General features: G+C 72.2%; 25 protein-coding genes and 1 tRNA gene. 11 read left to right on the top strand and 15 right to left on the bottom strand.

The window, feature by feature from the left end:
• Positions 1-26 precede the first annotated feature (26 nt).
• Together AMY39116_RS47105 and AMY39116_RS42625 are read left to right on the top strand one after the other, a co-directional pair.
• Positions 27-677 (top strand): DUF3500 domain-containing protein, encoded by a 651-nt coding sequence (locus AMY39116_RS47105; RefSeq protein WP_255346841.1) that lies wholly within the window; start codon positions 27-29, stop codon positions 675-677.
• Positions 678-832: 155 nt separating this feature from the next.
• Entirely contained in the window at positions 833-3,181 is a 2,349-nt protein-coding gene (locus AMY39116_RS42625; RefSeq protein WP_157358508.1) for a hypothetical protein, read from the top strand.
• A gap of 62 nt (positions 3,182-3,243) precedes the next feature.
• On the opposite strand, the gene AMY39116_RS0310595 is transcribed toward AMY39116_RS42625, so the two are convergent.
• Positions 3,244-4,218 (bottom strand): YafY family protein, encoded by a 975-nt coding sequence (locus AMY39116_RS0310595; protein WP_020417633.1) that lies wholly within the window; start codon positions 4,216-4,218, stop codon positions 3,244-3,246.
• Between the two features lie 87 nt (positions 4,219-4,305).
• Between AMY39116_RS0310595 and AMY39116_RS0310590 the strand changes: the two genes are divergently transcribed.
• Positions 4,306-5,238, top strand: a complete 933-nt coding sequence (locus AMY39116_RS0310590) for an alpha/beta fold hydrolase (RefSeq protein ID WP_020417632.1) — start codon at positions 4,306-4,308, stop codon at positions 5,236-5,238.
• Between the two features lie 146 nt (positions 5,239-5,384).
• Positions 5,385-5,843: a hypothetical protein gene (locus AMY39116_RS42620; RefSeq protein WP_020417631.1), complete on the top strand. Its 459-nt coding sequence runs from the start codon at positions 5,385-5,387 to the stop codon at positions 5,841-5,843.
• 133 nt (positions 5,844-5,976) lie between these two features.
• Here the strand turns inward: AMY39116_RS42620 and AMY39116_RS0310580 are convergent.
• The 3 genes from AMY39116_RS0310580 to AMY39116_RS0310570 form a co-directional block, all read right to left on the bottom strand.
• Positions 5,977-6,049 (bottom strand) — tRNA-Ala (locus AMY39116_RS0310580).
• Positions 6,050-6,153: 104 nt separating this feature from the next.
• Positions 6,154-6,933, bottom strand: a complete 780-nt coding sequence (locus tag AMY39116_RS0310575; protein ID WP_020417630.1) for a thioredoxin domain-containing protein — start codon at positions 6,931-6,933, stop codon at positions 6,154-6,156.
• 5 nt (positions 6,934-6,938) lie between these two features.
• Entirely contained in the window at positions 6,939-7,445 is a 507-nt protein-coding gene (locus AMY39116_RS0310570) for a MauE/DoxX family redox-associated membrane protein (RefSeq protein WP_020417629.1), read from the bottom strand.
• Between the two features lie 119 nt (positions 7,446-7,564).
• Between AMY39116_RS0310570 and hrpB the strand changes: the two genes are divergently transcribed.
• Entirely contained in the window at positions 7,565-9,928 is a 2,364-nt protein-coding gene (gene hrpB / locus AMY39116_RS0310565; RefSeq protein WP_020417628.1) for an ATP-dependent helicase HrpB, read from the top strand.
• Here the strand turns inward: hrpB and AMY39116_RS0310560 are convergent.
• Positions 9,916-10,695 (bottom strand): hypothetical protein, encoded by a 780-nt coding sequence (locus AMY39116_RS0310560; protein ID WP_027935805.1) that lies wholly within the window; start codon positions 10,693-10,695, stop codon positions 9,916-9,918. The two genes, hrpB and AMY39116_RS0310560, sit on opposite strands and share 13 nt — an antisense overlap.
• 89 nt (positions 10,696-10,784) lie before the next feature.
• Between AMY39116_RS0310560 and AMY39116_RS0310555 the strand changes: the two genes are divergently transcribed.
• Entirely contained in the window at positions 10,785-11,699 is a 915-nt protein-coding gene (locus AMY39116_RS0310555; RefSeq protein ID WP_020417626.1) for an ABC transporter ATP-binding protein, read from the top strand.
• Positions 11,696-12,454 carry an ABC transporter permease gene (locus AMY39116_RS0310550; protein ID WP_020417625.1) on the top strand — a complete coding sequence of 253 codons (759 nt, stop codon included), beginning with the start codon at positions 11,696-11,698 and terminating at the stop codon, positions 12,452-12,454. Before AMY39116_RS0310555 ends, AMY39116_RS0310550 begins: the two co-directional genes overlap by 4 nt.
• 2 nt (positions 12,455-12,456) lie before the next feature.
• On the opposite strand, the gene AMY39116_RS0310545 is transcribed toward AMY39116_RS0310550, so the two are convergent.
• The 3 genes from AMY39116_RS0310545 to AMY39116_RS0310535 all read right to left on the bottom strand — a co-directional run bounded on the left by AMY39116_RS0310545 (position 12,457) and on the right by AMY39116_RS0310535 (position 16,025).
• Positions 12,457-13,107, bottom strand: a complete 651-nt coding sequence (locus tag AMY39116_RS0310545; protein ID WP_020417624.1) for a response regulator transcription factor — start codon at positions 13,105-13,107, stop codon at positions 12,457-12,459.
• Positions 13,104-15,203: a histidine kinase gene (locus AMY39116_RS45345; RefSeq protein ID WP_084506064.1), complete on the bottom strand. Its 2,100-nt coding sequence runs from the start codon at positions 15,201-15,203 to the stop codon at positions 13,104-13,106. The genes AMY39116_RS0310545 and AMY39116_RS45345 overlap by 4 nt, the downstream gene beginning before the upstream one ends.
• A 99-nt stretch (positions 15,204-15,302) precedes the next feature.
• Positions 15,303-16,025: a dienelactone hydrolase family protein gene (locus AMY39116_RS0310535; RefSeq protein ID WP_020417621.1), complete on the bottom strand. Its 723-nt coding sequence runs from the start codon at positions 16,023-16,025 to the stop codon at positions 15,303-15,305.
• 27 nt (positions 16,026-16,052) lie between these two features.
• Between AMY39116_RS0310535 and AMY39116_RS0310530 the strand changes: the two genes are divergently transcribed.
• Genes AMY39116_RS0310530 through AMY39116_RS0310520 form a run of 3 tightly spaced genes read left to right on the top strand, consistent with a single transcriptional unit; the run spans position 16,053 to position 17,274 of the window.
• Positions 16,053-16,262 carry a hypothetical protein gene (locus AMY39116_RS0310530; RefSeq protein ID WP_027935804.1) on the top strand — a complete coding sequence of 70 codons (210 nt, stop codon included), beginning with the start codon at positions 16,053-16,055 and terminating at the stop codon, positions 16,260-16,262.
• A complete protein-coding gene (locus tag AMY39116_RS0310525) occupies positions 16,259-16,864 on the top strand; it encodes a hypothetical protein (protein ID WP_020417619.1) in 606 nt (201 codons plus the stop codon). The genes AMY39116_RS0310530 and AMY39116_RS0310525 overlap by 4 nt, the downstream gene beginning before the upstream one ends.
• 53 nt (positions 16,865-16,917) lie before the next feature.
• Positions 16,918-17,274, top strand: a complete 357-nt coding sequence (locus AMY39116_RS0310520; RefSeq protein ID WP_039791394.1) for a VOC family protein — start codon at positions 16,918-16,920, stop codon at positions 17,272-17,274.
• Here AMY39116_RS0310520 and AMY39116_RS0310515 read toward each other — a convergent pair.
• The 7 genes from AMY39116_RS0310515 to hutH all read right to left on the bottom strand — a co-directional run bounded on the left by AMY39116_RS0310515 (position 17,253) and on the right by hutH (position 25,419).
• Positions 17,253-17,477, bottom strand: a complete 225-nt coding sequence (locus AMY39116_RS0310515) for a hypothetical protein (RefSeq protein WP_020417617.1) — start codon at positions 17,475-17,477, stop codon at positions 17,253-17,255. The two genes, AMY39116_RS0310520 and AMY39116_RS0310515, sit on opposite strands and share 22 nt — an antisense overlap.
• An 11-nt stretch (positions 17,478-17,488) precedes the next feature.
• Complete coding sequence (locus AMY39116_RS0310510) at positions 17,489-18,610, bottom strand: inorganic phosphate transporter (protein WP_020417616.1); 1,122 nt, start codon at positions 18,608-18,610, stop codon at positions 17,489-17,491.
• Positions 18,611-18,694: 84 nt separating this feature from the next.
• Positions 18,695-19,840 (bottom strand): imidazolonepropionase, encoded by a 1,146-nt coding sequence (gene hutI / locus AMY39116_RS0310505; protein ID WP_020417615.1) that lies wholly within the window; start codon positions 19,838-19,840, stop codon positions 18,695-18,697.
• Positions 19,828-21,105 carry a formimidoylglutamate deiminase gene (locus AMY39116_RS0310500; protein ID WP_020417614.1) on the bottom strand — a complete coding sequence of 426 codons (1,278 nt, stop codon included), beginning with the start codon at positions 21,103-21,105 and terminating at the stop codon, positions 19,828-19,830. The genes hutI and AMY39116_RS0310500 overlap by 13 nt, the downstream gene beginning before the upstream one ends.
• Complete coding sequence (locus tag AMY39116_RS0310495) at positions 21,102-22,262, bottom strand: allantoate amidohydrolase (RefSeq protein ID WP_020417613.1); 1,161 nt, start codon at positions 22,260-22,262, stop codon at positions 21,102-21,104. Before AMY39116_RS0310495 ends, AMY39116_RS0310500 begins: the two co-directional genes overlap by 4 nt.
• Entirely contained in the window at positions 22,259-23,911 is a 1,653-nt protein-coding gene (gene hutU, locus AMY39116_RS0310490) for a urocanate hydratase (protein ID WP_020417612.1), read from the bottom strand. The genes AMY39116_RS0310495 and hutU overlap by 4 nt, the downstream gene beginning before the upstream one ends.
• A complete protein-coding gene (hutH, locus tag AMY39116_RS0310485; RefSeq protein WP_020417611.1) occupies positions 23,908-25,419 on the bottom strand; it encodes a histidine ammonia-lyase in 1,512 nt (503 codons plus the stop codon). Before hutH ends, hutU begins: the two co-directional genes overlap by 4 nt.
• 72 nt (positions 25,420-25,491) lie before the next feature.
• Between hutH and AMY39116_RS0310480 the strand changes: the two genes are divergently transcribed.
• Positions 25,492-26,262, top strand: coding sequence for an IclR family transcriptional regulator (locus tag AMY39116_RS0310480; RefSeq protein ID WP_039791393.1), 771 nt, complete (start codon positions 25,492-25,494; stop codon positions 26,260-26,262).
• Positions 26,263-26,410: the final 148 nt, after the last annotated feature.

Below are 26,410 nucleotides of genomic sequence, written 5' to 3'. Positions count from 1 at the left end.
GACCTCACCGCCGGAGCAGCGCCGCCATGGCCGTCCTCGAATTCCGGCGGTCACCACCTCGGCATCAACGCCACCCTCGACGGCACGGCCGGCGCCAGCACGTTCGCCCCCACCCACCTGGGCGGGCGACCCGCCGTCTACACCAACGCCGACGGCGGAGAGGTGCAGCCCTTCGCGGCCAGAAAGCCGCCCTCTACCAGGGCGAGGAAGTCGCGGCCATGGTCTGCGCGCCCGGCAGCACCTGCGACTACCCCACCGGCACCGGGCTCTCCGGCGCGGATCTCACCGACGAGCAGAAGCAGCTTCTCCTCAACGTGATCGCCAACTGGGTCGGCCTCGCCGACGAGGAAACCACCGCCGCCGCGCTGGCCGAGATCGAAGCGACCCTCGACACCACCTACATCAACTGGTCCGGCGCCACCGTCTACGACATGCCCCAGGGCGACGGCATCTACTTCCAGATCTCCGGGCCGAACGCCTACATCGAGTTCGCCAGTCAGCAGGGTTCGGCGGGCGCCGACGTCGACGGCGTGAACACCTCCGGCTGGGGCCACGTCCACACCATCTACCGCGACCCCACCAACGACTACGCGAACAGCGCCACGCAGCAGGAAGCCGCCGGCGGCATGGGTGCCGGCGCCCCGCCGGCAGGCGGCACCCCACCCGCGCGCAACTGACGCCTCGACTGGCAGTACCTCTCCTGGTTGCGCTCCCGTACCCGGCGCCTTGACCTGCGCGCCCTGACGATCTTCGTGACACCACCACGCCAGCACCCGGGCCTAGATTGAACGCTGTTTGCCTTTGGTCGCAACGAAAACCCGGGAGGGTGTGGATGCGCAAGCATTGGAGACCGGCGATCACCGGCGCGGTACTGGCTCTGGGACTGGCTTTGCTGCAGACGCCGTCGGCGTCGGCGGCTTCGGCCGACGGTTCCTGGTCGGTGACGCCGGTGGACGGCGGCTACCGGATCACTCTGACGCTCGACAAGCGGCTCCCGGCGCGGGACGCGTCGCCGGAACTCGCGGTCGACGGCCGGTCCCTCGGTGAGGCGCAGGAGTCCCGGGACGGCCGGACGCTCACCCTGGTGACGACCGATCCCGCCGCGGCGAACCCGTCGTCGGTGCGGGTGGCGTGGCAGGGCGTGGTGCCCGGCACGAGCACCCGCAGCGCCGCCACCGCGACCGACGTGCCCGCCGGGACGCCGATCACGTCCGCGCCCGAGGCCACGGGACGCTACGGAGTCACCCGCGCCGACTACGACTTCGGTGACACCGCACTCCAGCTGTCCGGGTTGACCGGCGTGCCGGTCGAGGAGCGGGCCGCGGTGTGGGTGCCGGTCGGCGCGTCCGGCAAGCGGCCGGTGGTGGTGTTCCTGCACGGCCGGGCGGACGCCTGCTACGACCCGGACTCCGGCGCGTTCGACAACGCGAACTGGCCCTGCGTCAACGGCCTCGAGCCGGTGCCCAGCTACCTCGGCTACGCCCGGCCGGCGGAAACCCTCGCCAGCCAGGGTTACGTCGTGGTGTCGATCAGCGCGAACGCGATCGGCGCCTTCGACCAGAGCACGGCGTCGCCCGACCGCGGTGGCCTGGCCCGCGGCCAGCTGGTGATGGCACACCTCGACCTGCTCGCCAAGGCCGACGCAGGCACCGCGGCCGGGATGAGCACCGTGCTCAAGGGCAAGCTCGATCTCGGCAACGTCGGCCTGATGGGCCACTCCCGCGGCGGCGACGGCGTGGTCCGCGCCGCACTGCTCAACGCCGCCCGCCCCACCCCGTACGGGATCAGGGGCGTGCTCCCGATCGCCCCGATCGACCGGACCCGCCCCGCACTGACCGACGTGCCGATGGCCGTGCTGCTGCCCTACTGCGACGGCGACGTCTCGAACCAGGAAGGCCAGCACTTCTTCGAGGACTCGCGGTACACGAGCGGCACGGACTCCGCGCTGAAGTCGTCGTTGCTCGTGATGGGCGCGAACCACAACTACTTCAACGACGTGTGGTCAAAGCTGTACGGCGACGACTGGGACCTCTACGTCGACCCGGCCGACCCGGCCTGCGGCAGCACCGCGGCGGGCAACACCCGGCTCACCGTGGACGAGCAGCGGGCGGCAGGCGTCGCCTACACCGCCGCCTTCTTCCGCATGACTCTCGGCAGGGAAAGCGCTTTCCTGCCGATGTTCCAGTCCGACTCCGGCAGCGCGGTCCAGGTCGGCGCGGCGACGGTGCTGCAGGCGACGCAGTCGCCCGCCGCGCAACGGCTCGACGTCGCTCCGCTGCAGGCGCCGGCCGCCAACGTCGCGTTCTCCGGCAAGGTGCTCGGCCAGTACTGCGCGAGCATCGCCGGCGCCTCCCCGCAGAGCGGCCTGCCCTCGTGCACCGACTCCACCGCCACCAGCCGCTTCCCGTCGTTCACCCCGGTGACCCACACCGCGAACGTGCCGGCCACTCCGATGCTGCACCTGACCTGGGCCGGCGGTGGCCAGATGACGGCCGCCCTGCCGTCCGGCCGGTACGACGTCAGCGGCTACGGCGCGCTGACCCTTCGGGCGGCGCCGGACGCGGGCAACACCGCCGCGGATCTGCGGCTCACCGTCGTGGACGGCGCCGGCCGGACGCAGTCCACCACCGTCTCGGCCCTGAGCGGCGCGCTCTCGCCGCTGCCTGCGGGGAACGAGGGCCTGCTGCCGAAGACGTGGTTGCGCACCGTCCGCTGGCCGGTCGCCGCGATGACCGGGGTGGACACGACCGACATCCGGCAGATCCGGATCACGACGGCGACCGCCACCGGCGGGGTGCTCCTGTCCGACCTCGCGTTCACCACGCCGTCCGTCGGCACGGGTGCGCCGACCAAGCTGCCGCAGCTGTCCGTCAGCGACACGACGGCCGACGAGGACGCCGGCAACGCGACGGTCGCCGTGCGGCTGTCCAAGGCGAGCAGGCTGCCGGTGACCGTGCACCTGCAGGCCATGGCCGGTCCGGGTACCCAGATCACCGCGGCGGCGCAGCAGGTCACGATTCCCGCCGGGCAGACCACCGCCACGGTGACCATCCCGATCAAGGACAACTCGACGGTGGACGCCAGCGCCGACACCCGGTACGAAGTCGTGCTCGGCTACCCCACCAACGCAGTGACCGGCAAGAACACCGCCTACGCCACCATCCACGACGACGAAGCATGATCCCGGTGCCGGGGGTTTCCCTCACGCGAGGGGAACCCCCGGCACCGCCAGGCGAACACTCCCTAGTCCTGGTAGAGCCGTGCCATGTCACGGGCGATCCGCGCGATGCGCTCGCGAAGTTCCCGTGGTGCGACGATTTCCGCGCCGGCGCCGAGTTTGAGGAGTTGCGGCAGGGTGTGCTCGGCGGATTCGGCGGGAACGGTGACTTCGATCCACCCGTCCGGGCCGGGCTCGGTCGCGGTCCGGCATGCGGCGTCGACGATCGCCGGTTCCAGGAGGTCCGGCAGGCGGGCGACAGCATAGGGAGACAGCCGGAGAGTCGCGGTGCCGTGGTAGCGGCGGGCGTCGAACTGCTTCAGGTAGTCCCGCCAGTGAGCGGCGAGGTCGAAACCCGGTTCGCGGTCGAAGGTCGCGGGCTGAACCTCGGCGTGGAGGATGCGCGAGACCCGGTAGGTCCGCAGCCTGCCATCGCTGCGGGCGACGAGGTACCAGTGGCCCGCCTTGAGCACCAAGCCGTACGGTTGCACGGTTCTGGCCACTTCGTGCGGCGCGGCCCAGCGTTCGTAGCGCATGCGCACCTCGCGCTGGTTCCACACCGCCTCCGCGACGAGCGTCAGGTGCGGAGTGTGGTCACCGTCCTGGTACCAGGACGGCGCGTCGAGGTGGAACCGTTCGGAAATCCGCCCGGCGCGGTCGCGCAGCCCGGCCGGGAGCGCGGCGGTGAGTTTGAGCTGGGCGGCGGTCAGCACCGCGCCGAGCCCGAGGTCGGCGGCGACGCCGGGCATCCCGGTCAGGCACAGCGACTCCGCCTCGCCCGCGGTCAGCCCGGTCAGCCGGGTGCGGTAGCCGTCGAGCAGTTCGTATCCGCCGTCGTGGCCGGGCTCGGCGTAGAAGGGGATGCCGGCGTTGCTGAGCGATTCCATGTCGCGGTACACCGTGCGCGTCGACACCTCGAGCGCCTCCGCCAGCTCCTTCGCTGTCATCCGTCCCCGGTTCTGCAGAAGCAGGATGGTGGAAACCAGCCGGCTCGCGCGCATGTGATGCAGGCTACTGAACTCCACTGACAGTGGGTGTCAGTGGAGCGCGCCTACCTTCCTCGCCGAGATCGAGTGAGAGGACGGCGGATGATCCCTGAGCAGGAGACTTTCGACGGCACCTGGCCCTTCCGGGCCTGCTACACCGAGGCGGCCGGGTTCCGCCAACACTTCGTCGACGAGGGTCCCCGGACGGGACCGGCCATCGTGCTGCTGCACGGCGAACCGACGTGGGGCTACCTGTGGCGGCACCTGATCGACCCGTTGTCGCGGACGCACCGCGTCGTGGTGCCCGACCACATGGGTTTCGGCAAGAGCGCCACCCCCGCCGACCGCGGCTACCTCGCCGGCGAGCACGTCGCCAACCTGGAGGCGCTGCTGGTGGGTGAGCTGGACCTGGACCGGATCACGCTGGTGCTGCACTACTGGGGCGGCCCCATCGGCACCGGGTTCGCGTTGCGCCACCCCGAGCGGATCGAGCGGATCGTGGCCACGAACACGGTCCTGCCGCTCGGGCTGCCCGGTTACGACGAGCTGATGGCGGGCAACCTCGCCGACAGCGCGTGGTTCCAGTGGGCGGGCGCCGCGCAGGCCGAGGGCAGGCTCGAGGAGGTGCTCGGCAACGCCGGGCACACCGTCACCCACCTGATGCTCGCGCTGCAGACGATCACCCGTCCGGAGAACGTGACGCCGACGTGGATCCGGGCCTACTCCGGCCACTTCACCAGCCGCGCCGAATGCCGCGGGGTGATCCGGTTCCCGCAGCAGCTCGTCGCCCCCGCCCCGGACGACCCGGCGCCCACCCCGGACCCGAGTGCGGTCGCCACCCTGCGGGCCAAGCCCGCGATGCTGGTCGAAGGAATGCGCGACACCGCGCTGCTGCCCCGGTACGTCATCCCGGCCTTCCGCGCCGCCTACCCACAGGCCCCGGTCATCGAACTCGCCGACGTGGGCCACTTCCCGCCCGAAGACGCACCGGAAGCGCTCCTTGCCTTGATCGAGTTGTTCCTCGCCACAACCTGACGGCGTAAGGGTCATGCCGACCAGGTGGGCGGGCGGTGCGTCCCGGGCCGTACTGGAGGGACGGTCTGTTTGAGGACTGCACCACCCTCCCCCTGCCTCCGTCGTACACTGCGCCGTTCGGGACGGTCCGAAGGAGGACGCCACCAATGAGATCCGGTGCCCCGAACAGCTCCTACGGCTACCCGGGCCATCCGACGGGCACGGACATGCCCGGACTGATGAGGGCGGCGCGGGTACTCCTGTTCGTCATGGGTGGCCTGCAGCTCACCGTCGGCGTGCTCGTCGCCGGCCTCTTAGGCGGCATCGTCGCCAACGACGGCGGGGGCATCGCCGATGCCGTCGCCGTCGTCGGTGTGCTGCTGGGCCTGGGTGCGCTGTCGATCATCCTGGGAACGAAGTTCGCCACCGGCGGTGGCGGTGTCCGGGTCACCACGATCGTGTACGCATCGCTGATGATCGTCGCCTGCGTGGGCGGCCTGGGCCTGGGGGACGGCTTCGGCCTCATCTTCACGGGCGGCCCGGTCATCGGGTTCGCCTGTAGCGGCATGATCCTGGCGTTGATGGCCACCGCCCAGGCCGGCGCCTGGTTCAACCGCCCGCGGTAGGCGCTGAGCAGCACGGCACCCACACACGCGCGCGGGTCCCGCCGTGGCATGCCTACACCAACCCCATGCAGGACACCGAAAAGAAAATCGCCCGACCTGCTACCGTGAGCAGATCGGGCGATCTTGACGACTGTGGAGCTAAGGGGACTCGAACCCCTGACCCCCACACTGCCAGTGTGGTGCGCTACCAGCTGCGCCATAGCCCCGGAGCGAAGTTGTACTCCGCATCTCGTCTGCGACTACTTTACATGACACCGGGATGGCCGTTTCGCGGGGGGTCGGTCGTGCGAGACCGACCCCCCGCGTCGGTTCATCCCGCCTGGTTGACCAGGTTCGTCAGCCAGCCGTCCTGCGTCCAGTTGATGACCTGGCCGTTGTGCAGGACCGTGGGGGTGCCCTGGAAGTTCGGGTCCTTCGAGACCTCGGCCAGCGCAGCGTTGAGCTGCTGGTCGTAGGTGCCGCCGTTCACGCACGTCGCGAACTCGGGCGCGGTGATGCCCAGGTCCTGCCCCAGTTTGATCAGCTGGGCCTTGTCGTAGCCACGCTTGCCCTCCTCCGGCTGGGAGGCGAACAGGCTGTCGTGGAAGGGCGTGAACTTGCCCTGGTCCGCCGCGCACAGGGAGGCGTTCGCCGAGTCCAGCGAGTAGCCCGCCGGGTCCGACTGGTTGTTCAGCAGCGGGATCATGTGGTACGTGACCTGCACGTTCCCGGCCTGGATCTGCTCCTCGATCTGCGTCCCGTACTTCTGCTGGAGCTGCGCGCAGTAGGGGCACAGGAAGTCGGCCCAGATGTCGAGCTTGACCTTGGCGTCGGCCTTGCCCGAGACGACCGTGGCGCCCTGGCGCTCGTCCGCGGTGTCCAGCGCGGCCGCCGCCGTCTGGGGCGTGATGGTCGTGCCCTCGGTCTCGTTCTTCGACGCGTTCGTCCAGATCACCCCGCCGATGACCACCGCGGCCAGCACCACCACCGCGACCACCGACACGATCGTCTTCCGGCTGGGGCCGCCACCACCGCGGGCCTGGGTCACCGCCCTGGCCGCCGCGGACTGCTGCTGGCGGCGCTTGCGCGCGGACCGTTCCGCTCCACCCACGTTCTTCAGATCCTCTCTTCTTCCAGCTCGGCCTGCGGCGCGCCGCCGCGAAGCCAGCCGTCCAGCGCGAACCGGCTCGCCGGGCGCACGACCAGCCAGCAGGCCAGGACCAGGAAGCCCACGTCACGGGCGATTTCCTGGGGGTACCGGGTCTGCCCCGCCGCCACCTCGCCACCGCCGCCGAAACAACCGCAGTCGATGGTCAGGCCCCGCGCCCACGACTGGGCCACCCCGGCGATGAACACCACCAGCAGCACGGCCGAAGCGACGGCCACCCAGCGCGTGGCGAGCCCGAGCAGCAGGAAGACGCCGAGGGCCAGCTCCAGCAGCGGCAACGCGGTCGCCACCGGGTGCAGCAGCGCGTCGGGCAGGACGTCGTAGGCCTTGACGGCCAGGTACGTCTGCCCGGAGTCGCTGATCTTGGCGATCCCGGAGACCAGCCACACCGCGGCCAGGCCGAGCCGCACGAGGGTGCCGACGGCGTCGAGCACGGAGGGGGACGGGCGGAACACGGACCCAGGCTAGCGGCCTGCCCTGAGAAACCTGTGAGTTCCGGGGCCAGCACGCGAATGCCATACGTCCGGGTGACGAGGGACTCAGCCACCGCCCACCGTCTACGGTTGCTCACGCCATGAACCTGCCCGATCTCCCCGTCCGCGCGGTCCTCGGCGAACTCGCCGACGCCCTGTCCGGTCACGGCACCGCGGTGCTGGTCGCACCGCCCGGGACCGGCAAGACGACGCTCGTCCCGCTGGACTTGATGACCCGGACGGACGGCCGCGTCGTGGTGGCCGAGCCGCGCCGCCTCGCCGCGCGTGCGGCGGCCGCCCGGATGGCCGCGCTGCTCGGCGAACCGGTGGGCGAGACCGTCGGCTACTCCGTGCGCGGCGACCGGAAGGTGTCGAAGCGCACGCGCGTCGAGGTGGTCACCTCCGGCCTGCTGGTCCGGCGCGTGCAGAACGACCCGGAACTGCCCGGCGTCGCGACCGTGCTGCTCGACGAGTGCCACGAGCGGCACCTGGACGCCGACCTGCTGCTCGCCCTCCTGCTGGACGTGCGTGCCGGGCTGCGGGACGACCTGCGCCTGCTCGCGACGTCGGCCACCGTCGCGTCCGGGCGGCTCGCGGACCTGCTCGGCGGGGCGCCGGTGGTCACCGCGCAGGCGCGCACCTACCAGGTCGAGACGACCTACGTCCCACCCGCCCGCGGCGAACGGATCGAGGCGTGCGTCGCCCGGGCGGTGCGCAGGGCGCTCGCCGAAGGCGACGGCGACGTCTTGGCGTTCCTGCCCGGCGTGGGCGAGATCGCGCGGGTCAGCGGGTTGCTCGACCTCCCGGACGTGGACGTGCTGCCCCTGCACGGCAGGCTCGCGCCCGGCAAGCAGGACGCGGCGCTGCGCCCCGGCGACCGCCGCCGCGTGGTGCTGGCGACCGCGGTGGCCGAGTCGAGCCTGACCGTGCCGGGTGTGCGGGCGGTCGTCGACTCCGGGCAGACCCGGGTGCCCCGGGTGGACCACCGCCGCGGCCTGCCCGGCCTGGCGACCGTCCGGGTGTCGGCGGCCGTGGCCGAGCAGCGGGCGGGCCGGGCCGGGCGGGAGGCGCCCGGCCGGGCGTACCGCTGCTGGCCGCAGCACGAGCAGGCCAGCCTGCCCGCCTACCCCGAACCGGAGATCCGCACCGCCGAACTGGCCCGGCTCGCGCTGGAGCTGGCCTGCTGGTCGACACCCGACGGCGCGGGCCTGTCCTGGTGGGATCCGCCACCGGACGGCCCACTCGCCGCCGGCCAGGACCTGCTCCGCACGCTCGGCGCGCTGGACGGCGACACGGTCACTGAACGCGGCCGGCGCATGGCCGAGCTTGGCCTGCACCCGCGCCTCGCCCGCGCGCTGCTCGACGGGGCCGCCCAGGTCGGCGCCCATTGCGCAGCGGAGGTGGTGGCGCTGATGGACGCGGGCGGCACGCTCACCGACGTCGAGGCCGAGCTGCGCCGCCTGCGCGACGAGCGCGGATCACGCTGGCATGCCGAGGTGCGGCGCCTGGAGCGGCTGGTGCCCGGCGGCCCGGAAGCCCCCGACCCGGCGCTGGTGGTCGCGCTCGCCCACCCGGAGCGGCTCGCCCGGCGGCGGGGGCCGGATTCGCCGGTCTACCTGATGGCGGGTGGCACCGCCGCGGAACTGCCCACGGGCGGCGGCCTCGGCGACGCGGAATGGCTCGCCGTGGCCGAGGCGACGCGTGACCCCGGCCGCGCGCACGGGGTGATCCGCCTCGCGGCCCGTGCGGACGAAGAGCTCGCGGTGCGGGCTGCCCCGAACCTGGTGACCGAACACGACGACGTGTCCTGGAACGGCGACGTGGTGGCGCGGCGGGTCCGGCGGCTGGGCGCGATCGTCCTGCGTGACCGGCCGCTGCGGGACCCGGACCCCGCTCTCGTGCGCGAGGCCCTGCTGACCGGCCTCCGCGAGGGAAACGTCCTGACGTGGTCGACCGAGGCCGAGCGCCTGCGGGCGCGGATCGCCTTCCTGCACGACGTCCTCGGCGACCCGTGGCCCGCCGTGGACGACGCCGCACTGTTGTCCAGAGTGGACGAGTGGCTGGAGCCGGAGCTGTCCCGCGCTCGCCGTCGCGCCGACCTCGCGCGGATCGACACCGCCTCGGCGTTGCGACGTCTGCTGCCCTGGCCGGAGGCCGGCCGGCTGGACGAACTGGCGCCGGACCGGATCGAGGTGCCCTCCGGGTCGCGGTTGCGGCTCGACTACGCGTCCGGGCGGCCGGTGCTCGCGGTGAAGCTGCAGCTCGTGTTCGGGTGGCGGGAAACTCCGAAGGTCGCTGGTGGGCGCGTGCCGGTCGTGCTGCACCTGCTCTCCCCCGCCGGCCGCCCCGCGGCTGTCACCGGCGATCTGGAGTCGTTCTGGGCGAACGGGTATCCGGCTGTGCGGGCGGAGCTGCGCGGGCGCTACCCCAAACACGCCTGGCCTGCGGACCCTCAGGCGCCGTAGAACCGCTCCGGCCGGGCAGGCAGATCGCGCTCGAGCTCCTCGTTCTCCTCCTCGTGCAGGCCGAGCACCACCGCTTGCCGGATCTGCTCCCGGTTCTCCCGCACGACGTGGGCGAAGAACGCTTCCGTCCGCGGGTCGATCAGCACCTCGAGCATGACCCGCATCGTCGTGTCCACAAGGGACCGGAGGATCTCGTCGTGGAACGGGAGCTTGGACAGCCTGCCCGCCTGCGGGTCGTCCTTGATCTTCTCGGTGATGATGGCGCGCAACGTCTCCCGGTTCTCGCCCAGTGACCTGGCCAGGTTTTCCGGGTAGTTGCCGGTCTCGATGACCTTGACCACCTCGTCGAGCACCGCGATGGTGATCGGTTTCTTGATGGCCAGCACGATCGGCCGGGACATGCGCTCGACCAGGCGCTGGGTGAACAGTTCGCCGAACGCGCGGTCGGCCGTGCGTGCCAGCCGCACGATCACGATCACGATCCGCAGCAGCCGGAAACTGCGCAGCGCGGGGTGCGCGATCGGGATCATGCCGAGGATCTCGTACCAGTTGCGCAGCGGAAAGCGCTTGTCCCACCCGGCGCGTGACCACCGCCAGAGGAACTCGATCAGGAACACGCCGCAGATCGAGGTGTCGATGACGAAGATGCGGTGCGCCGTTTCGGGCGAGTGCGGGAAGAACGTGACGTAGACGACCAGGCCGACGGAGACGACGGCCAGCGCCAGCATCGCCACGTCGAGCGGGCTCACCCTGCGCCGGGAAATCATGGGGCGCATTCTGCCCTGCCGAAAGTGCAGGTGCGTGGATGCCCTTCGGCCGATGCGCCCCGGCGTGTCCGGTTCCTACCGTCGAGGCCATGATCACGGTACGCGCGCTGACGAAGCGCTTCGGCGGGAAAACCGCCGTCGACCAGCTCACCTTCGCGGTGCGGCCGGGCAAGGTGACCGGGTTCCTCGGCCCGAACGGCGCAGGCAAGTCGACCACGATGCGCATGGTGCTGGGGCTGGACCGCCCGACCTCCGGCGAGGCACTGGTGGACGGCAAGCGGTACGGGGACCTGCGGTGGCCACTGCGCACGGTGGGCGCGCTGCTGGACGCCAAAGCACTCCACCCGGGGCGCTCGGCGGGCAAGCACCTGCTGGCCATGGCCCGCAGCAACGACATCCCGGACCGCCGCGTCGAGGAGGTGCTGGCCACCGTCGGGTTGTCGGACGTCGCGGGGAAGCGGGCCGGCCAGTTCTCGCTCGGCATGGGGCAGCGGCTCGGCATCGCCGGGGCACTGCTCGGCGACCCGGGAGTGCTGTTGTTCGACGAGCCGGTGAACGGTCTCGACCCGGACGGGGTGCGCTGGGTGCGGCAGCTGATGCGCTCGCTCGCCGCGGAGGGCCGGACGATCCTGGTCTCCAGCCACCTGATGAGCGAGATGCAACTGACCGCCGACCACCTCCTCGTCATCGGCAAGGGACGCCTGCTGGCCGACGCGCCGCTGGGTGAGCTGCTCGCCGGCGGTTCGGTGGTGCGCGCCCGCTGCGCGGAACCGGCCGACGGTGCACGGCTGGCCGCCCAGCTGCCCGGCGCGCGGGTCGAGGGCGACTCGGTGCTCGTGACCGGCGTGACGGTGGAGTCGATCGGCGACCTGGCCTTCGAGCTGGGCGTCCGGCTGCACGGGTTGAGCGAGGAGCGGGCGTCGCTGGAGCAGGCGTACATGGAACTGACCGCGGACGCGGTCGAGTACGGCGCGGACTCCGCGCGGAAGGCTGGTGTGCGATGACGACGACCGCGGCGATCCGCTCGGAGTGGGTCAAGTTCTGGTCCGTGCGCTCGACCTTCTGGGGCCTGGCCGGTGCGGTGGTGCTGATGCTGGTGTTCGTGCTGCCGTCGGCCACTTCCGTGGGCTACAACCGCAGCACGCAGGAATCGGCGCCGGATCTGGTGGCGGGCGGGAGTTTCTACCTCGCCGAGTTCGCGGTGATCGCGCTGGCGAGCCTGTTCATCGCAGGCGAGTACGCGACGGGCAGCATCCGAGGGACATTGCAGTGGGTGCCGGTCCGGAGCCGGCTCCTCGCCGCGAAGGGCGCGGTGCTGGCTCCGGTGTTGTTCGTGCTCGGCGTGGTGGCCGCGGCGGTGGCGATCGCGGTGGCGACGCCGTTGATGGACGGTTTCGGGCGCGCCGCGTCGACCGGCGAGATCGTCCAGGCGTGCGTGGCGAACGGGGCTTTCTTCGCGCTCACCGGTTTGCTCAGCCTCGGGATCGGGACGGCGCTGCGCAGCGTTGCGGGCAGCGTCACGGTGGCGTTCCTGGTGATGCTGATGACCGCGATGGTGGCCGGTGCGCTCGGGCTCGGGGTCGTGAACTACATGCCCGGTGTCGCGGGCGCTGCGGCGCTCGTGCCGTCCGGGCAGCCGAACCCGGTCTCCGGGCTGGTCCCGCCGTACCCGTCGTGGGCCGGTCTGCTGATCCTCGCCGCGTGGGCTGCCGCCGCGCTCGTCGTGGGGCACGAGGTGCTGCGGCGCCGGGATGCCTGAGCTCATGTCACCAGCCCCGCTTCGTAGGCGATGATCGCCGCCTGGACCCGGTTGCGGACGTCGAGCCTGCCGAGGATCGTGCTGACGTAGGCCTTCACGGTGCCCTCGACCACGAACAGCCGCTCGGCGATGTCCGCATTGGACAGTCCCGCGCCGACGAGGGCGAGCACCTCGCGCTCGCGTGCGGTCAGGACGGTGATGCGGTCCCGGGCCACCGCGGCCCGGGACATGCGGTCGCCGGACAGCTGGGCGATCACCCGCTGCGCGACCTTCGGGGACAGGAAGGCCGCACCGTCGGCGACGGCGCGGACTCCGGCGATCAGCTCGCGGGGGTCGCCGGACTTCAGCAGGAACCCGCTGGCGCCGCCGGCGAGGGCGCGCTCGATGTAGGCGTCCTCGCCGAAGGTGGTCAGCATGATGACGCCGGTGCCGGGCAGCAGGCCGCGGATCTCCTCGGCCGCGGCGAGGCCGTCGAGGCGAGGCATGCGGATGTCGACGAGCGCGACGTCCGGCCGGGTGCGCCGGGCCTGCTCGACGGCCTCGCGGCCGTCCCCCGCCTCGGCGACGACCTCGATGTCGTCGTCCGCGGACAGGATGGCGGCGACGCCGGCCCTGATCATGGCCTCGTCGTCGGCCAGCAGCACTCGGATCACGTCGGAACCTCTCCTCGGTCACTGTCGTCGGTCAGGAGTTCTTTGCTCACGAGCCGGTCGCCCGCGAAGCAGAGCCGGTAGGCGTCCAGGCGGAGCTGGGTGATGCTGCGGCCGGTGCCGTAGTACTCGCACGTCAGGCCGGGCGGCTCGGGCGCGCGGACGTGCGGGCCGCGTTGCCGTTGCGGCAGGACGGCGGCGATCTCGGCGCGGACCTGGCCGGGACGCAGCTGCTCGTAGTCGGCGGGGTCCAGCACGGAGGTCTGCCACTCGTACAGGTAGACCGTGCCCACCACGCCGAGCAGCCCCGCCATGATCGAGGGCGGCACGATCAACGCGGCGAGCAGCCGTCGGCGCACCTCACGCCGGGCCTGGACGTGCCGGCGGGCGGACTCGGACTGCACGGGCTGGACGGGCGCGGGGGCTGCGGCGTGCGGGAGCCGGGCCACCACCTCGAAGCCGCCGTCGAGCGGCCCGGCCCGGAGGGTGCCGCCGAGCAACCGGACGCGCTCCCGCAACCCTTCGAGCCCCTGGCGCCCGGACACGGTACCCGGCAACGGCCCGGCTGGCGGCGGCCCGTTGCACACCCGGACGACGGTCTCCTGGTGGCCGCGGGAAATGGTGACGGCGACCCGGGCGCCCGGGGCGTGCTTGGTCACGTTGGTGAGCGCCTCCTGGACTACGCGGTAAGCGGCGCGTTCGACCATCGGCGGTTCCGAGGCTGGACCGTCCGAAGAGGACGGATCGCTCGGAGTCGGTGATGGGTTGGGTTGGACGGAACCGGCTTGGTTCGAGGCGGCCGAACCAGTGCCCGGAATCGCGGCGACGCCCGAAGAGGCATCGGCTTGCGGAGAGATGACCGGCCGCGCTGGGGCGCCCGGTGATGGATTGTCGGTTTTCGGTGCGAGTGGCGGAGCAGCATCCGCACCCGAGGCATCCGGCGTCGAACCGGGAAACGGAACAGAACCGTTCCCGGAACGGGCCTGGCCCGGGGCGGCCGGAGGAACAGAACCGGTGCCCGGAGGCGGGTCGGCGATCGAAGCGGCATCAGCGTGCGGACCGGCAGCCGCCCGGGCTGGGGCGCCGGTCTGCGATGGGGTGGCATCATCAGCCAGCCGTGGAGCGACAGCCTGCGGTCGAGCGACGGCCCGCGGCGAGGTGACATCAATCGGCCGTAGAGCGACAGCCTGCGATGGGGTGACTTCGGCCGACGGTGGATCGACAGCCTGCGGCGAGGTGGCTTCAGCCGGCCCTGGAGCGACGGCCTGCCGTCGCGCCGCGGCCTGCGGTGGAGCTACGGTCTGCGGTGGGGCTACAGCCTGCGATGGGGCATCGGTGTTTTCCCTAGCAACCGCCGGCTCTTCCGAAAACTCGATGTCCACTCCAGATGCCCGTGCGCGCTCGACCAGCGCAGGGACGCCTCCATGGACCGGGTCGACCGGTGGGGCGTCTTCGCGCAGCAGGCCGATGATCTCGCGCAACCGCTCGGTTGCCGCGGCGGCGCTTTCCCGCAGTGCCTTGGCTTCCGCGCTCCCCGACATCTCCAGCGCCGCCGCGCGCAGGGCGATCAGGCTCAGTTCGTGGCCCAGCGAGTCGTGCATGTCGCTGGCGATGCGGGCCCGCTCGCGCAGCCGGGCCTCCTCCGCGACGATCCGTTGCCGCAGCTCCAGTTCCTCCGCGCGCTGCCACCCGGACCGCACCAGGTCGTCCCGTGTGCGCATGTACCGGCCGAGCTGCCAGGGCAACACCGCGGCGAACAGCATCACCCCGATCACCGCGCCCCAATCGGCCATGGCGTGCCTGCCGATCGCGAGCGACAGCGGGACGCCGATGCCCCCGATCGTCAAGAACGTCGCCAGCGCGGGGCGCACCGATTCCATCCGCCGCCCGGCGAGGCAGGCGAACGGCACCATGAGCAGCACCGGCCACACCGGAACCCGCCCACCGAAGCTGAACATCATGGCGAGACTCGACGCCACCGCGGCGGTCAGCGACAGCCATGGGCTGCGCCGGGTGGCGGCGACCGCGACCACGATCGCCACCAACCCGCCGATCAGCTCCCACGGCTGGGCGTTGTGCCTGCTCTCGTACAGCAGCAAGGCGACGACCGGCGCCCCGGCCAGTACTTCCGCTGTTCTTCCCCAGAATCTCCCCACGAGAGGGAACGGTACCGACCAAGGTGGAGGGACGGTATCTGTCTAAAGACAGGTTTTTGTCGTCACACGGATGAATTCGAGGACCTGCGGCCACGAGATCGCGAACGCCTCCGCGTTGACCGGCTCCCCGTGCCGCGTCTTGTTGGCGAAGCCGTGCTCGGCGGCCGGGTACACGTGGATCAGGCTCGGACCGGTTTCCCGCGCCTGCAACGCCGATTGCAGCTCGTCGAAGCGCGACCGCGGGACCAGTTCGTCGGCCGTCGGGTACATCGTCATCACCGGCGCCTTGATCAGCCCGGCGTGCGCGATCGCGTCCATCGTGTGGTTCGGCGGCGTCTCTCCCGGCACCGTCGGGTGGTAGGCCACCACGTTCGCCACGCGGTGATCCCGGCCACCCAGGATCAACGCGAACCGCCCGCCGAGACACCACCCGATGACGCCCGCCTTGGCGCAGCCCAGCTCGCCGAGGAGGTGGTCCAGCAGCTGCGTCTGCTCGTCCAGCGCGACCGCGTCGTCGAGTTCGGGCATCTTCGCCAGCAGGTCCGGCATCGACGTGTCGTCGCTGCTCGGGCCGTGGAACGGGTCCCACACCAGCGCCGTGACGCCGATCGCGGCGATCGCCTCGGCCCACTCGCGCAACTGCTCGCCGATGCCGGTGACCATCGGCAGCAGCAGCATCCCGGACTCACTGCCGCCCGCGGGCCGCGCGAGGTAGGCGTTCAGGCCGTTGACGGTGAGCCGTGACGTTTCGATGTCCTGTGTCATGCCGCGACATTAGGCATGATGATCGGCATGGCCGAACGCACCCTTGCCGAGCAGCTCGGCGCCGAACCGCCCGCGGGCGTCGCCGCGCTGGACCCGGCCCACCAGCAGGACCTGGCCGACGCCGTGCGCTCCGCCCGGCGCCGTCAGGCGGCGGCGCTGGCCAAGGCGGGCAACGACGCGCTGAAGTTCGTGCCCGCCCTGCTGCGGCCCGCCGTCCGGAAGGCCGTCGGCCTGTGACGCCCCAGGAAGCGGAGATCCGCAAGCTCGCCCGCGTGCTCGGAGTAAGCGCGGAACGCCTCGGCTACCTCGCCGACGTGCCCGTCGAGGACCTCCGTGAGCTGCGGGAACGCGCCACCACGGTGTTGTTCGACGCGCACCTGGGCGTGCTGGAGCGGATGGCAGGCGCGAGCAAGCTGCTGCCCATCCCGGTGCTGGCGAAGATGGCCGAGCGGGTGTTCGGGCCGTTGCTCGCCGCGCGCATCGCGGGCCTGGTCGAAGCCTCTCGCGGGGCGGAGATCGCCGGGCGGCTGTCCCCGGCGTTCCTCGCCGACGTGGCCGCCGAGCTGGACCCGCGGCGGGCGCGCGGGATCATCGCGAAGCTGCCCGCGGGGGTGGTCGTCGCGGTCGCGCGCGAGCTGAGCAGGCGGCGGGACTGGATCACCATCGCGCGGTTCGTCGACCACCTGCCGGACGCGACGATCGTGACCAGCCTGGAGTTCATCCCGGACGCCGCGCTGCCCGAGGTCGCCGCGCTGCTCGACGACCCGGCGAGGATCGCCAAGGTGCGCGACCTGCTGCCGCCGGAGCGGCTGGCCGCGCTGCCGGAACACCTGCGCTGACCGTTCCCATTCGTCCAAGCCGGCGGCCCGCCGCGGGCGCCACCATGGACGGCATGATCCAGCGAATAGTGCCTTACCTGACCACCACGGACCCCGCTGGAGTGCGGGACTTCTACGTCGGCGTCCTCGGCCTCGAAGTGGCCATGGAGGACCCGGTGCTCAACCTGCGCTCGCCCGGCAACCCGGCGGCGCAGATCATCGTCCAGCGGCCCGGGTCACCCGAACCGCGGTTCGGCGTCGACGTGGGAGCTCCGGACGCCGTCGACGCGGCCCACGCCGAAGCCGTCGCCCGGGGCCTGCGCGTCGTCTACCCGCTCACCGACGAGGCGTGGGGCGTGCGGCGTTTCTTCGTGGCCGATCCCAGCGGCTCAGTGGTGAACGTGCTCGCTCACGCCGCGACGATGAGGTAGATGCCGTAGAGCACGACGGCCGCGCACGCGGCGAAGCACACGCCCGCCGTCACCGCGCCCGCCGTGCCGCTCTCCCCCGTCTCCCTGGCGTCGGCGCGGGCGGCGACACCGCGGACGCCGACCGCGAACAGCCCGGTCACCACGGCCACCGCCGCCAGCGCCGTCACGAACACGCTGCCGAGGGCAGCCCAGTCGATGTGCACGGAATGCCTCCTCAGACCGCCACGGGAACGGCTTGCTCGGGCTCGGCCACGGACTGCGGCGTCACCGGGTTGCGCCGCGACCAGAGCCAGATGCCCAGCGCCGCGGCGACCAGCACCAGGCCGACGACCACCGTGCCGACGGTGCCCAGGGTCGCGACCTTCGCCGCGACCGCGCCGACCGCGGCCGCGGCGGGCAGGGTCAGCAGCCACGCCAGCGCCATCCGGCCCGCGACGCTCCAGCGGACCTCGGCCAGCCGTCGTCCGACGCCGGACCCGATGATGCCGCCCGAGCAGACGTGGGTGGTGGACAGCGCGAACCCGAGGTGCGAGGACGCCAGGATCGTGGCAGCCGCGCTGGTCTCGGCGGCGAACCCCTGCGGTGTCTGCACGTCGGTGATCTTGCGGCCCATCGTGTGGATGATCCGCCAGCCACCCATGTAGGTGCCCAGCGCGATCGCCAGCCCGGCGCTGAGCACGACCCACAGCGGCGGCCCGGACCCGGCGGCCAGCGCGCCGGAGGAGATCAGGGTGAGCGTGATGACACCCATCGTCTTCTGCGCGTCGTTCGTGCCGTGCGCGAGCGAGACCAGCGACGCCGACAGCACCTGCGCACGCTTGAACGACTTGCCCACCACGTCCTGCCGCACCTTCGCGGTGATCCGGTAGACGAGGTAGGTGCCGACGACCGCGACCAGCCCGGCCACCAGCGGCGAGGCCACCGCGGGGATCAGGACCTTCTGCACGACCTGGGCGAAGTGCACCGCGTCGGCCCCGGAAGCGACCCAGGTGGCGCCGATCAGGCCGCCGAACAGTGCGTGCGAGGAGCTGGACGGCAGGCCGACCAGCCAGGTCACGAGGTTCCACAGGATCGCGCCGACAAGTCCGGCGAAGACGACCACGGGGGTGACCTTGGTGTCGTCGACGATCCCACCGGAGATGGTCTTGGCCACCTCGACGGACAGGAACGCGCCGATCAGGTTGAGGATGGCGGAGATCGTGACCGCGACCTTGGGTTTCAAGGCGCCGGTCGCGATGGAGGTGGCCATGGCGTTGGCGGTGTCGTGGAAACCGTTGGTGAAGTCGAAGGCCAATGCGGCGACGATGACCACCAGGACGATCAGCGAGAGGTCCACACCTCCCACGGTACCTTTCGGGTGACGGGCTACTCCGCTCGGCCGATGAACTTGTGGTGAACGCGGTTCACGAAGTGATTCTCCTTACGCCGCAGGCGTTCCCTGGCGCCACACACGCCACGTCAAGGGCACCCCTGGGCGATATGCGAGGTGTGTCCGGGATGGCGCGTCGAGCACGTGCAGATCCGCCCGCGCGCCCGGGCGGAGTACGCCGACATCGGTCCGGCGCAGGGCCTTCGCGCCGCCGAGGGTCGCCGCGCGTACTGCCTCCGCCACGGACATGCCCATCTGCAGGACAGCGGTCGCCACGCAGAAGCCCATCGACGTGGTGTACGAACTGCCCGGATTCGCGTTGGTGGCCAACGCCACCGTCACTCCCGCGTCGAGCAGCCTGCGGGCAGGCGCGAGCGGTTGACGGGTGGACAGGTCGCAGGCGGGCAGCAGGGTCGCGACGGTGTCCGACGACGCGAGCGCCTCGACGTCCGAGTCGGACAAATGGGAGCAATGGTCGACGCTGGCCGCACCCATCCGGACCGCGAGCCGCACGCCCGGCCCAGGGCCGAGCTGGTTGCCGTGCACCCGCAGGCCGAGGCCGTGCCGCGCGGCGGCGCGCAGGACCCGCTCCGACTGGGCCTCGTCGAACGCGCCCGTCTCGCAGAACACGTCCACCCAGCGCACCGAGCCCGCCACGGAGTCCAGCATCTCCCCGCAGACAAGATCCACATAGGACTCCGCGTCGGCGCCGGGGGGCACCAGGTGGGCGCCGAGGAAGGTGACCTCGTCGGCGGCCGCGGCGGCGATGCGGGCGGCGCGGACCTCGTCGGCCACGGTCAGCCCGTAGCCGGTCTTGGTCTCCAGGCAGGTCGTGCCCTGGCGCACGGCCTCGGACACGTGCCGCCGCAGGTTGGCGGTCAGTTCCGCGTCGGTCGCCGCGCGGGTCGCGTCCACCGTGACCGCGATGCCGCCCGCGGAGTACGGCTGACCGGCCATCCTGGCCTCGAACTCGGCGGTGCGGTCGCCGGCGAACACGAGGTGCGTGTGGCTGTCGACCCAGCCGGGCAACGCGGCGCGGCCCTCGACGTCGATCCGCTCGTCGGCATCCGGCGCGGCCGCGGCGGGGCCGACCCAGGCGATGACGGGCCCGTCGAAGACGATCGCGGCGCCGGTGAGCGTGCCGAGTTCGTCGTCGTTCGTGGTCAGCTCGCCGATGCCGGTGATCAGGACTGCCACAGCGCCGCCACCTCCTCGGCGAGCACCGCCGCCGGGCGGTCGACCAGCTGGTGCGCCCGGTCCCGCACGATCCACCGGCCGCCGACCAGGACGTCCGTCACATCGGCGGCCGAGGCGGCGAAGACGGCGCCCGCCGGCTCCGTTCCCGCCGTGCGGACCGAGTCCAGCGCGACCACGACCAGGTCGGCGGGCTCCCCCACGGCCAGCCGTCCGCCGTCACGCCCGAGGGCGGAGTGGCGGGTGCCCGCGGCCACCAGTTCCGCGACGCCGAAGCGCCCGCGCTCCTCCGACGTGAGCCGTTCGTGCAGTTCGAGTGCCCGCAGCTCCTCGAACGGGTCGATCACGGCCTGGCTGTCGCTGCCGAGGCTCAGCCGCACGCCCGCGTCCGCCAGGCGCCGCGCCTCGCCGATGCCGTCGCCGAGGTCGCGTTCCGTGGTCGGGCAGAAGCAGACCTGCGACAGCAGTCCGATGTCCGTGTCCGTCAGATGGGTGCCGTGCACCGCGACGGTGTGCGAGCCCAGGACGCCGGCGCGGTCGAGCAGTTCGGCCGGCGTGCAGCCGTGGTGCGCGCGGCAGTCCGCGTTCTCCGCGCGTTGCTCCGACAGGTGGACGTGCAACGGGCCGTCCCAGTCGGCGAAGAACGGCAGCTGCTCGGCTGGGACGGCCCGTACGGAGTGCACGGCCGCCGCCACCAGCGCCGAGTCCGGCTTCAGCGCGGCCACGCGGGTTGCCCAGCCGTCGACGTCCCCGTCGCCGAACCGCAGTTGCACGCCCGACAGCTCGCGCCCGAAGCCGCCGGTGAGGTAGCAGGCGTCCAGCAAGGTGAGCCGGATGCCCGCGTCCTCGGCCGCCTGGACCAGGGCGTGGCCCATCGCGTTCGGGTCGGCGTAGCGCCGCCCGCCCGGCGCGTGGTGCAGGTAGTGGAATTCGCCGACGGCCGTGTACCCGGCAAGCGCCATCTCGGCGTAGACGCCGCGGGCGAGCCGGTAGTAGGAGTCCGGGTCGAGCCGCTCGGCCAGGGCGTACATCCGCTCGCGCCAGGTCCAGAACGTGCCGCGGTCGTGGTGCGTCCGGCCACGCAACGCCCGGTGGAACGCGTGCGAGTGCCCGTTGGCGAAACCGGGTAGCACGAGTCCGGGCAGGATGTTTCCCTCGCGTGGCGCGCCGGGGCTGACCTCGGTGAAGACACCGTCGGCGATCTGCAGGCGCACCGCGGAAGCGATGCCGTCCGGCAGCCAGGCACGTTCGGCCCACAAGGTCGTCATGTCGACAAGGCCTCCAGTACCCGGGTGAGCGCGACCACGCCCTCCTCGACGTCGGCGTCCTCGGCGAACTCCTCCGGCGCGTGGCTGATCCCGGTCGGGTTGCGCACGTAGAGCATGGCGGTCGGCGCGTGCGCGGCGAGGATCGCGGCGTCGTGCCCCGCGCCGGTGGGCAGTTCGGGCGCGTTCAGCAGGCCGGTCAGGCGGTCGCGCAGCGCGGTGTCGAACGTGACGGTGCCGCCGTAGGACTCTTCGATGACGGTGACCGCGCACCCTTCCGCGGCCGCGGCCCGCTGTGCCGCCTCGGTCAGCTCCGCCACCACTTCGCGGCTGTTCCCCCGTGCGTCCAGCCACAGGTCCACGGTGGACGGGATGACGTTCGTCCCGCCCGGGTGCGGCACGAGTCGGCCCACTGTCGCCCGAACGTCCATTGTGGACGCGATTTTACGGGCCGCGAGCACGGTTTCCGCCGCCGGCAACATCGGGTCCCGGCGATCGCGCAGAATTGTCGTACCCGCGTGGTTCCCTTGTCCGGTGAACGAGAACCGCCACCGCCCGTGTTCCAGGACCGTGCTGCCGACGCCCACCGGCACGTCCAGCGCCCGCCCCTGCTCGACGTGCAGTTCGACGAACGTGCCGATGCGCCCGAGTGCGATGTCGTCACGCCCGAAGTGCCGCGGATCCACGCCCGCGCTCGCGGCAGCCTCGGCGAGTGTCGTCCCGTCCGGATCGCGCAGGGCCCGTGCCCGGTCCGGGTCGAGGGCGCCGGTCAGCAGCCGTGAACCGAGGCAGGGCACGCCGAACCGGCCGCCCTCCTCCTCGGCGAAGACGACCACCGCGAAGGGGCGTGCGGGGCGAAACCCGTTGTCCTGCAACCGGGAGACGGCCGCGAGCGCGCTGACCACGCCGAGCGGTCCGTCGAAGGCGCCGCCGCCGGGCACCGAGTCGAGGTGGCTGCCGGTCACCAGCGCGTCCGGTCCCGGCGCACCCCACCACGCCCACAGGTTCCCGTTGCGGTCGGTCTCGACGTCCAGGCCGCGCCGCCCGGCCTGCTCCCGGAACCACTCCCGCATCTCGGTCTCGGCGCGGTCGAACCCGTGGCGGGCGTATCCGCCGCCGGGGGCGCGGCCGACATCCGCGAGATCGTCGAGCAGGCTCACGCCTCCTCCCGCATCGGCACGCGCACGCCACGGTCCCGCGCCACCTCGGCCGCCCTCTCGTACCCGGCGTCGACATGCCGGATCACACCCATGCCGGGGTCGTTGGTCAGCACCCGTTCGATCTTCTGCGCGGCCAGCGGAGTGCCGTCGGCCACGCACACCTGCCCCGCGTGGATCGAACGGCCCATGCCGACGCCCCCGCCATGGTGCAACGACACCCAGCTGGCGCCGGAGGCGGTGTTGACCAACGCGTTGAGCAGTGGCCAGTCGGCGATGGCGTCCGAGCCGTCGGCCATCGCCTCGGTCTCGCGGTACGGGGAGGCCACGCTGCCGGCGTCGAGGTGGTCGCGGCCGATCACCACCGGCGCGCTCAGCTCACCGGAGGCCACCATCTCGTTGAACCGCAGCCCGGCGAGGTGCCGTTCGCCGTAGCCGAGCCAGCAGATTCGCGACGGAAGCCCTTGATACGCCACGCGTTCCCCGGCCAGCCGGATCCACCGCGTGAGGGTCTCGTTGTCCCCGAACAGGTCGAGGACGGCGCGGTCGGTCGCGGCGATGTCGGCCGGGTCGCCGGAGAGCGCGGCCCAGCGGAACGGTCCCTTGCCCTCACAGAACAACGGACGGATGTAGGCGGGCACGAAACCCGGGTAGTCGAAGGCCCGCTCACAACCGCCGAGTTTCGCCTCACCACGTAAGGAGTTGCCGTAGTCGAACACTTCAGCACCGGCGTCCAGGAAACCGAGCATCGCGCCCACGTGCTCGGCCATCGACTCGCGGGAGCGGTCGGTGAACTCGTCGGGCTTCGCGGACGCGTAGTCGTGCCAGTCGGCGACGTCGACGCCCCTCGGCAGGTAGGCGAGGGGGTCGTGCGCGGAGGTCTGGTCGGTCACGATGTCCGCCTCGAGCCCGCGGCGCAGCAGCTCGGGCAGCACCTCGGCGGCGTTGCCGATCACGCCGACCGACACGGCCTCGCCGGCCTTCTTCGCCTCGGTGACCCGGCGCACGGCGTCGTCCACATCGGACGCGAGCTCGTCGAGGTACCGGGTCTCCAGGCGGCGGCGGGCTCGGGCCGCGTCGCATTCGACGACCAGCGCGGTGCCACCGTTCATGGTGATCGCGAGCGGTTGCGCGCCGCCCATGCCGCCCAGCCCGGCGGTCACGGTGAGCGTGCCGCGCAGCGTGCCGCCGAACCGTTTCTCCGCCACGGCGGCGAACGTTTCGTAGGTGCCCTGCAGGATGCCCTGCGTGCCGATGTAAATCCAGGACCCGGCGGTCATCTGCCCGTACATCGTCAGGCCGAGCTTCTCCAGGCGCCGGAACTCGGGCCAGGTCGCCCAGTCCCCGACCAGGTTCGAGTTCGCGATCAGCACGCGGGGCGCCCACTCGTGCGTGCGGAACACGCCCACCGGCTTGCCGGACTGCACCAGCAGGGTCTCGTCCTGCTCGAGCCCGGTGAGGCAGCGGGTGATCGCGTCGAAGCTCGCCCAGTCGCGGGCGGCCTTGCCGGTGCCGCCGTAGACGACCAGGTCCTGCGGGCGCTCGGCGACCTCGGGGTCGAGGTTGTTGTGCAGCATCCGCAGCGCGGCTTCGGTCTGCCAGTTCTTGGCCGTCAGCGTGGTTCCGCGGGCGGCCCGGACGGTGCGGCTCATGCTTCCTCCAGTGCGGTGAGGGCGGCTCCCGAACGGACGAGTTCCTCGGCGGCCGCGATTTCCGGGGCGAGGTGGCGGTCCGGTCCCGGCGGGGCGACGCGTTCCCGGAGCAGGTCGCGCACCGCGGCGGTGACCGGCGCGGGGCGCAGGGGCGCGCGGAAGTCGAGCGCGCGGGCGGCGGTCAGCAGTTCGATCGCCAGCACCGAGGTCAGCCCGTCGACCGCGCGGCGCAGTTTCCGCGCCGCTGACCAGCCCATCGAGACGTGGTCCTCCTGCATGGCGCTGCTGGGGATCGAGTCGACCGACGCCGGGACGGCCAGCCGCTTCAGCTCGCTCACGATCGCGGCCTGCGTGTACTGGGCGATCATGTGGCCGGAGTCGACACCCGGGTCGTCGGCGAGGAACGCGGGCAGACCGTGCGAGCGCGACACGTCGAGCATCCGGTCGGTGCGGCGCTCGGCGATGCTCGCGACGTCGGCGAGCGGGATGGCGAGGAAGTCCAGCACGTAGGCCAGCGGCGCGCCGTGGAAGTTGCCGTTCGACTCGACCCGGCCGTCGGCGAGGACGACCGGGTTGTCGATGGCGGCGGCGAGTTCCCGGTCGGCGACCAGTTCGGCGTGCGCGACGGTGTCCCTGGCCGCTCCGTGGACCTGGGGCGCGCAGCGCAGCGAGTAGGCGTCCTGCACGCGGGTGCACTCCGGTCCGCGATGGCTGGCGACGATCTCCGAATCCGCGAGCGCGGCGAACATCCGGCGCGCGGAGCGGGCCTGCCCGGGGTGCGGGCGCAGCTCCTGCAGGTCGGCCGCGAACGCCCGGTCGGTGCCGAGGAGTGCCTCGACGCTCATCGCGGCCGTGAGGTCGGCGGTGTCGAGCAGGCGGTTCAGGTCGTCCAGGGCGAGGACGAGCATGCCGAGCATCCCGTCGGTGCCGTTGGTGAGGGCAAGTCCCTCCTTCTCGGCGAGGGTCACGGGCGCGATCCCGGCCTCGGCGAGGGCCTGCGCGGCGGGACGGCCGTCGAGCACCTCGCCCTCGCCCATCATCGCCAGTGCGACGGCCGCGAGCGGTGCGAGGTCGCCCGAGCAGCCGAGCGAGCCGTACTCGTGGACGACCGGGACGATGCCGGCGTTGAGCATCGCGGCCAGCGCGTCCGCGGTCGCCGGGCGGACGCCGGTGTGCCCGGAGGCGAGGGTGCGCAGGCGCAGCAGCATGAGGGCGCGCACGACCTCCGCCTCGACGGCGGGGCCGGTGCCGGCGGCGTGCGAGCGGATCAGGGAGCGTTGCAGGGCGGTGCGGCGGTCGGGCGGGATGTGCCGGATCGCGAGTGCGCCGAAGCCGGTGGAGATGCCGTAGGTCGGCTGGTCGGCGTCGGCGAGGGCGTCGATGTGGCGGCGGGTCTCGCCGAGGGTCTTGCGGACCTCGTCGGTGAGCTCGACCTTGGCGCCGTGCCGCGCGACGGCGACGACCTGCTGCCGGTCGAGTGGCCCGGAGTCCAACCGCACTGTGCTCATGCCGTCATTGCACTCCGCCGCGGGGGTGGCCGGTGGTCCCTGCGGAGTGGTTGTGTCTGGTATCCCAGACAGATGACGGATGTCCCCGCTCTGCGCCGTGGTCTGGCAGTGTTGCGGGTCCTGGCGGCGCGGCCGGGGCCGATCTCGGCCGCCGCGATCGCGCGGGAGCTGGACCTGCCGCGGTCGACGACGTACCACCTGCTGGCGGAGCTGGAGGCCGCGGGTTTCGTGGTGCACCTGGCGGCCGAGCGCCGGTACGGGCTGGGGATCGCCGCGTTCGAGCTGGGTTCGGCGTACCTGCGGCACGACCCGCTGGAGCGGCTGGCGGCGCCGTTGTTGCGGAAGCTGGCCGATCGGGTGGGGCACACCGCGCAGCTGGGGGTGCTGCACGGGAACGAGCTGCTGTACCTGGTGAAGGAAAGGCCGTCCGCGCCGGAGACGCTGGTGACCGATGTGGGTGTCCGGTTGCCGGCGCACCTGCCGGCGAGCGGCCTGGTGTTGCTGGCTCACCTGCCGCACGCGCACGTCCGGGCGCTGTACCCGCGCTCGTTCGTCACGCGGACCGGCCGGGGCCCGACGTCGCCCGCCGAACTGCGGCAGGCGCTGGCCGCGGTGCGGTCACGCGGCTGGGCGGTGGAGGACGGCCAGGTGACGGCCGATTTCGCCTCGGTGGCGCACGCGGTGTTCGACCACAACGGGCGCCCGCTGGCGTCGGTGGCGGTGACGTTCCGGCACGTCTGTGAAACCGGGTGCACGCGAACCTGGCCCGACCTGGCCCGGGAAGCCGCCGCGACAGCAGCCGCACTGACGCGCCAGGTAGGCGGCAAGCCCCCACCCACCTGACCCGCGCGCCTAAACAGGCGACGCTTCTCACCAGACCCAATCCCAATTTCGGAACGCCCAACGCACCCACAGTGAAGCGCCCCTGGCGAAGCCAGCAGCGAAGCGCCCCAACCACCACCGGAACTCACCCACCCGACGCAACCAGCGG

This window comes from Amycolatopsis sp. ATCC 39116, assembly GCF_000231075.2.
GTDB classification, from domain to species: Bacteria; Actinomycetota; Actinomycetes; order Mycobacteriales; family Pseudonocardiaceae; genus Amycolatopsis_E; species Amycolatopsis_E tucumanensis.
This window is presented reverse-complemented; position numbering and strand designations above follow the sequence as displayed.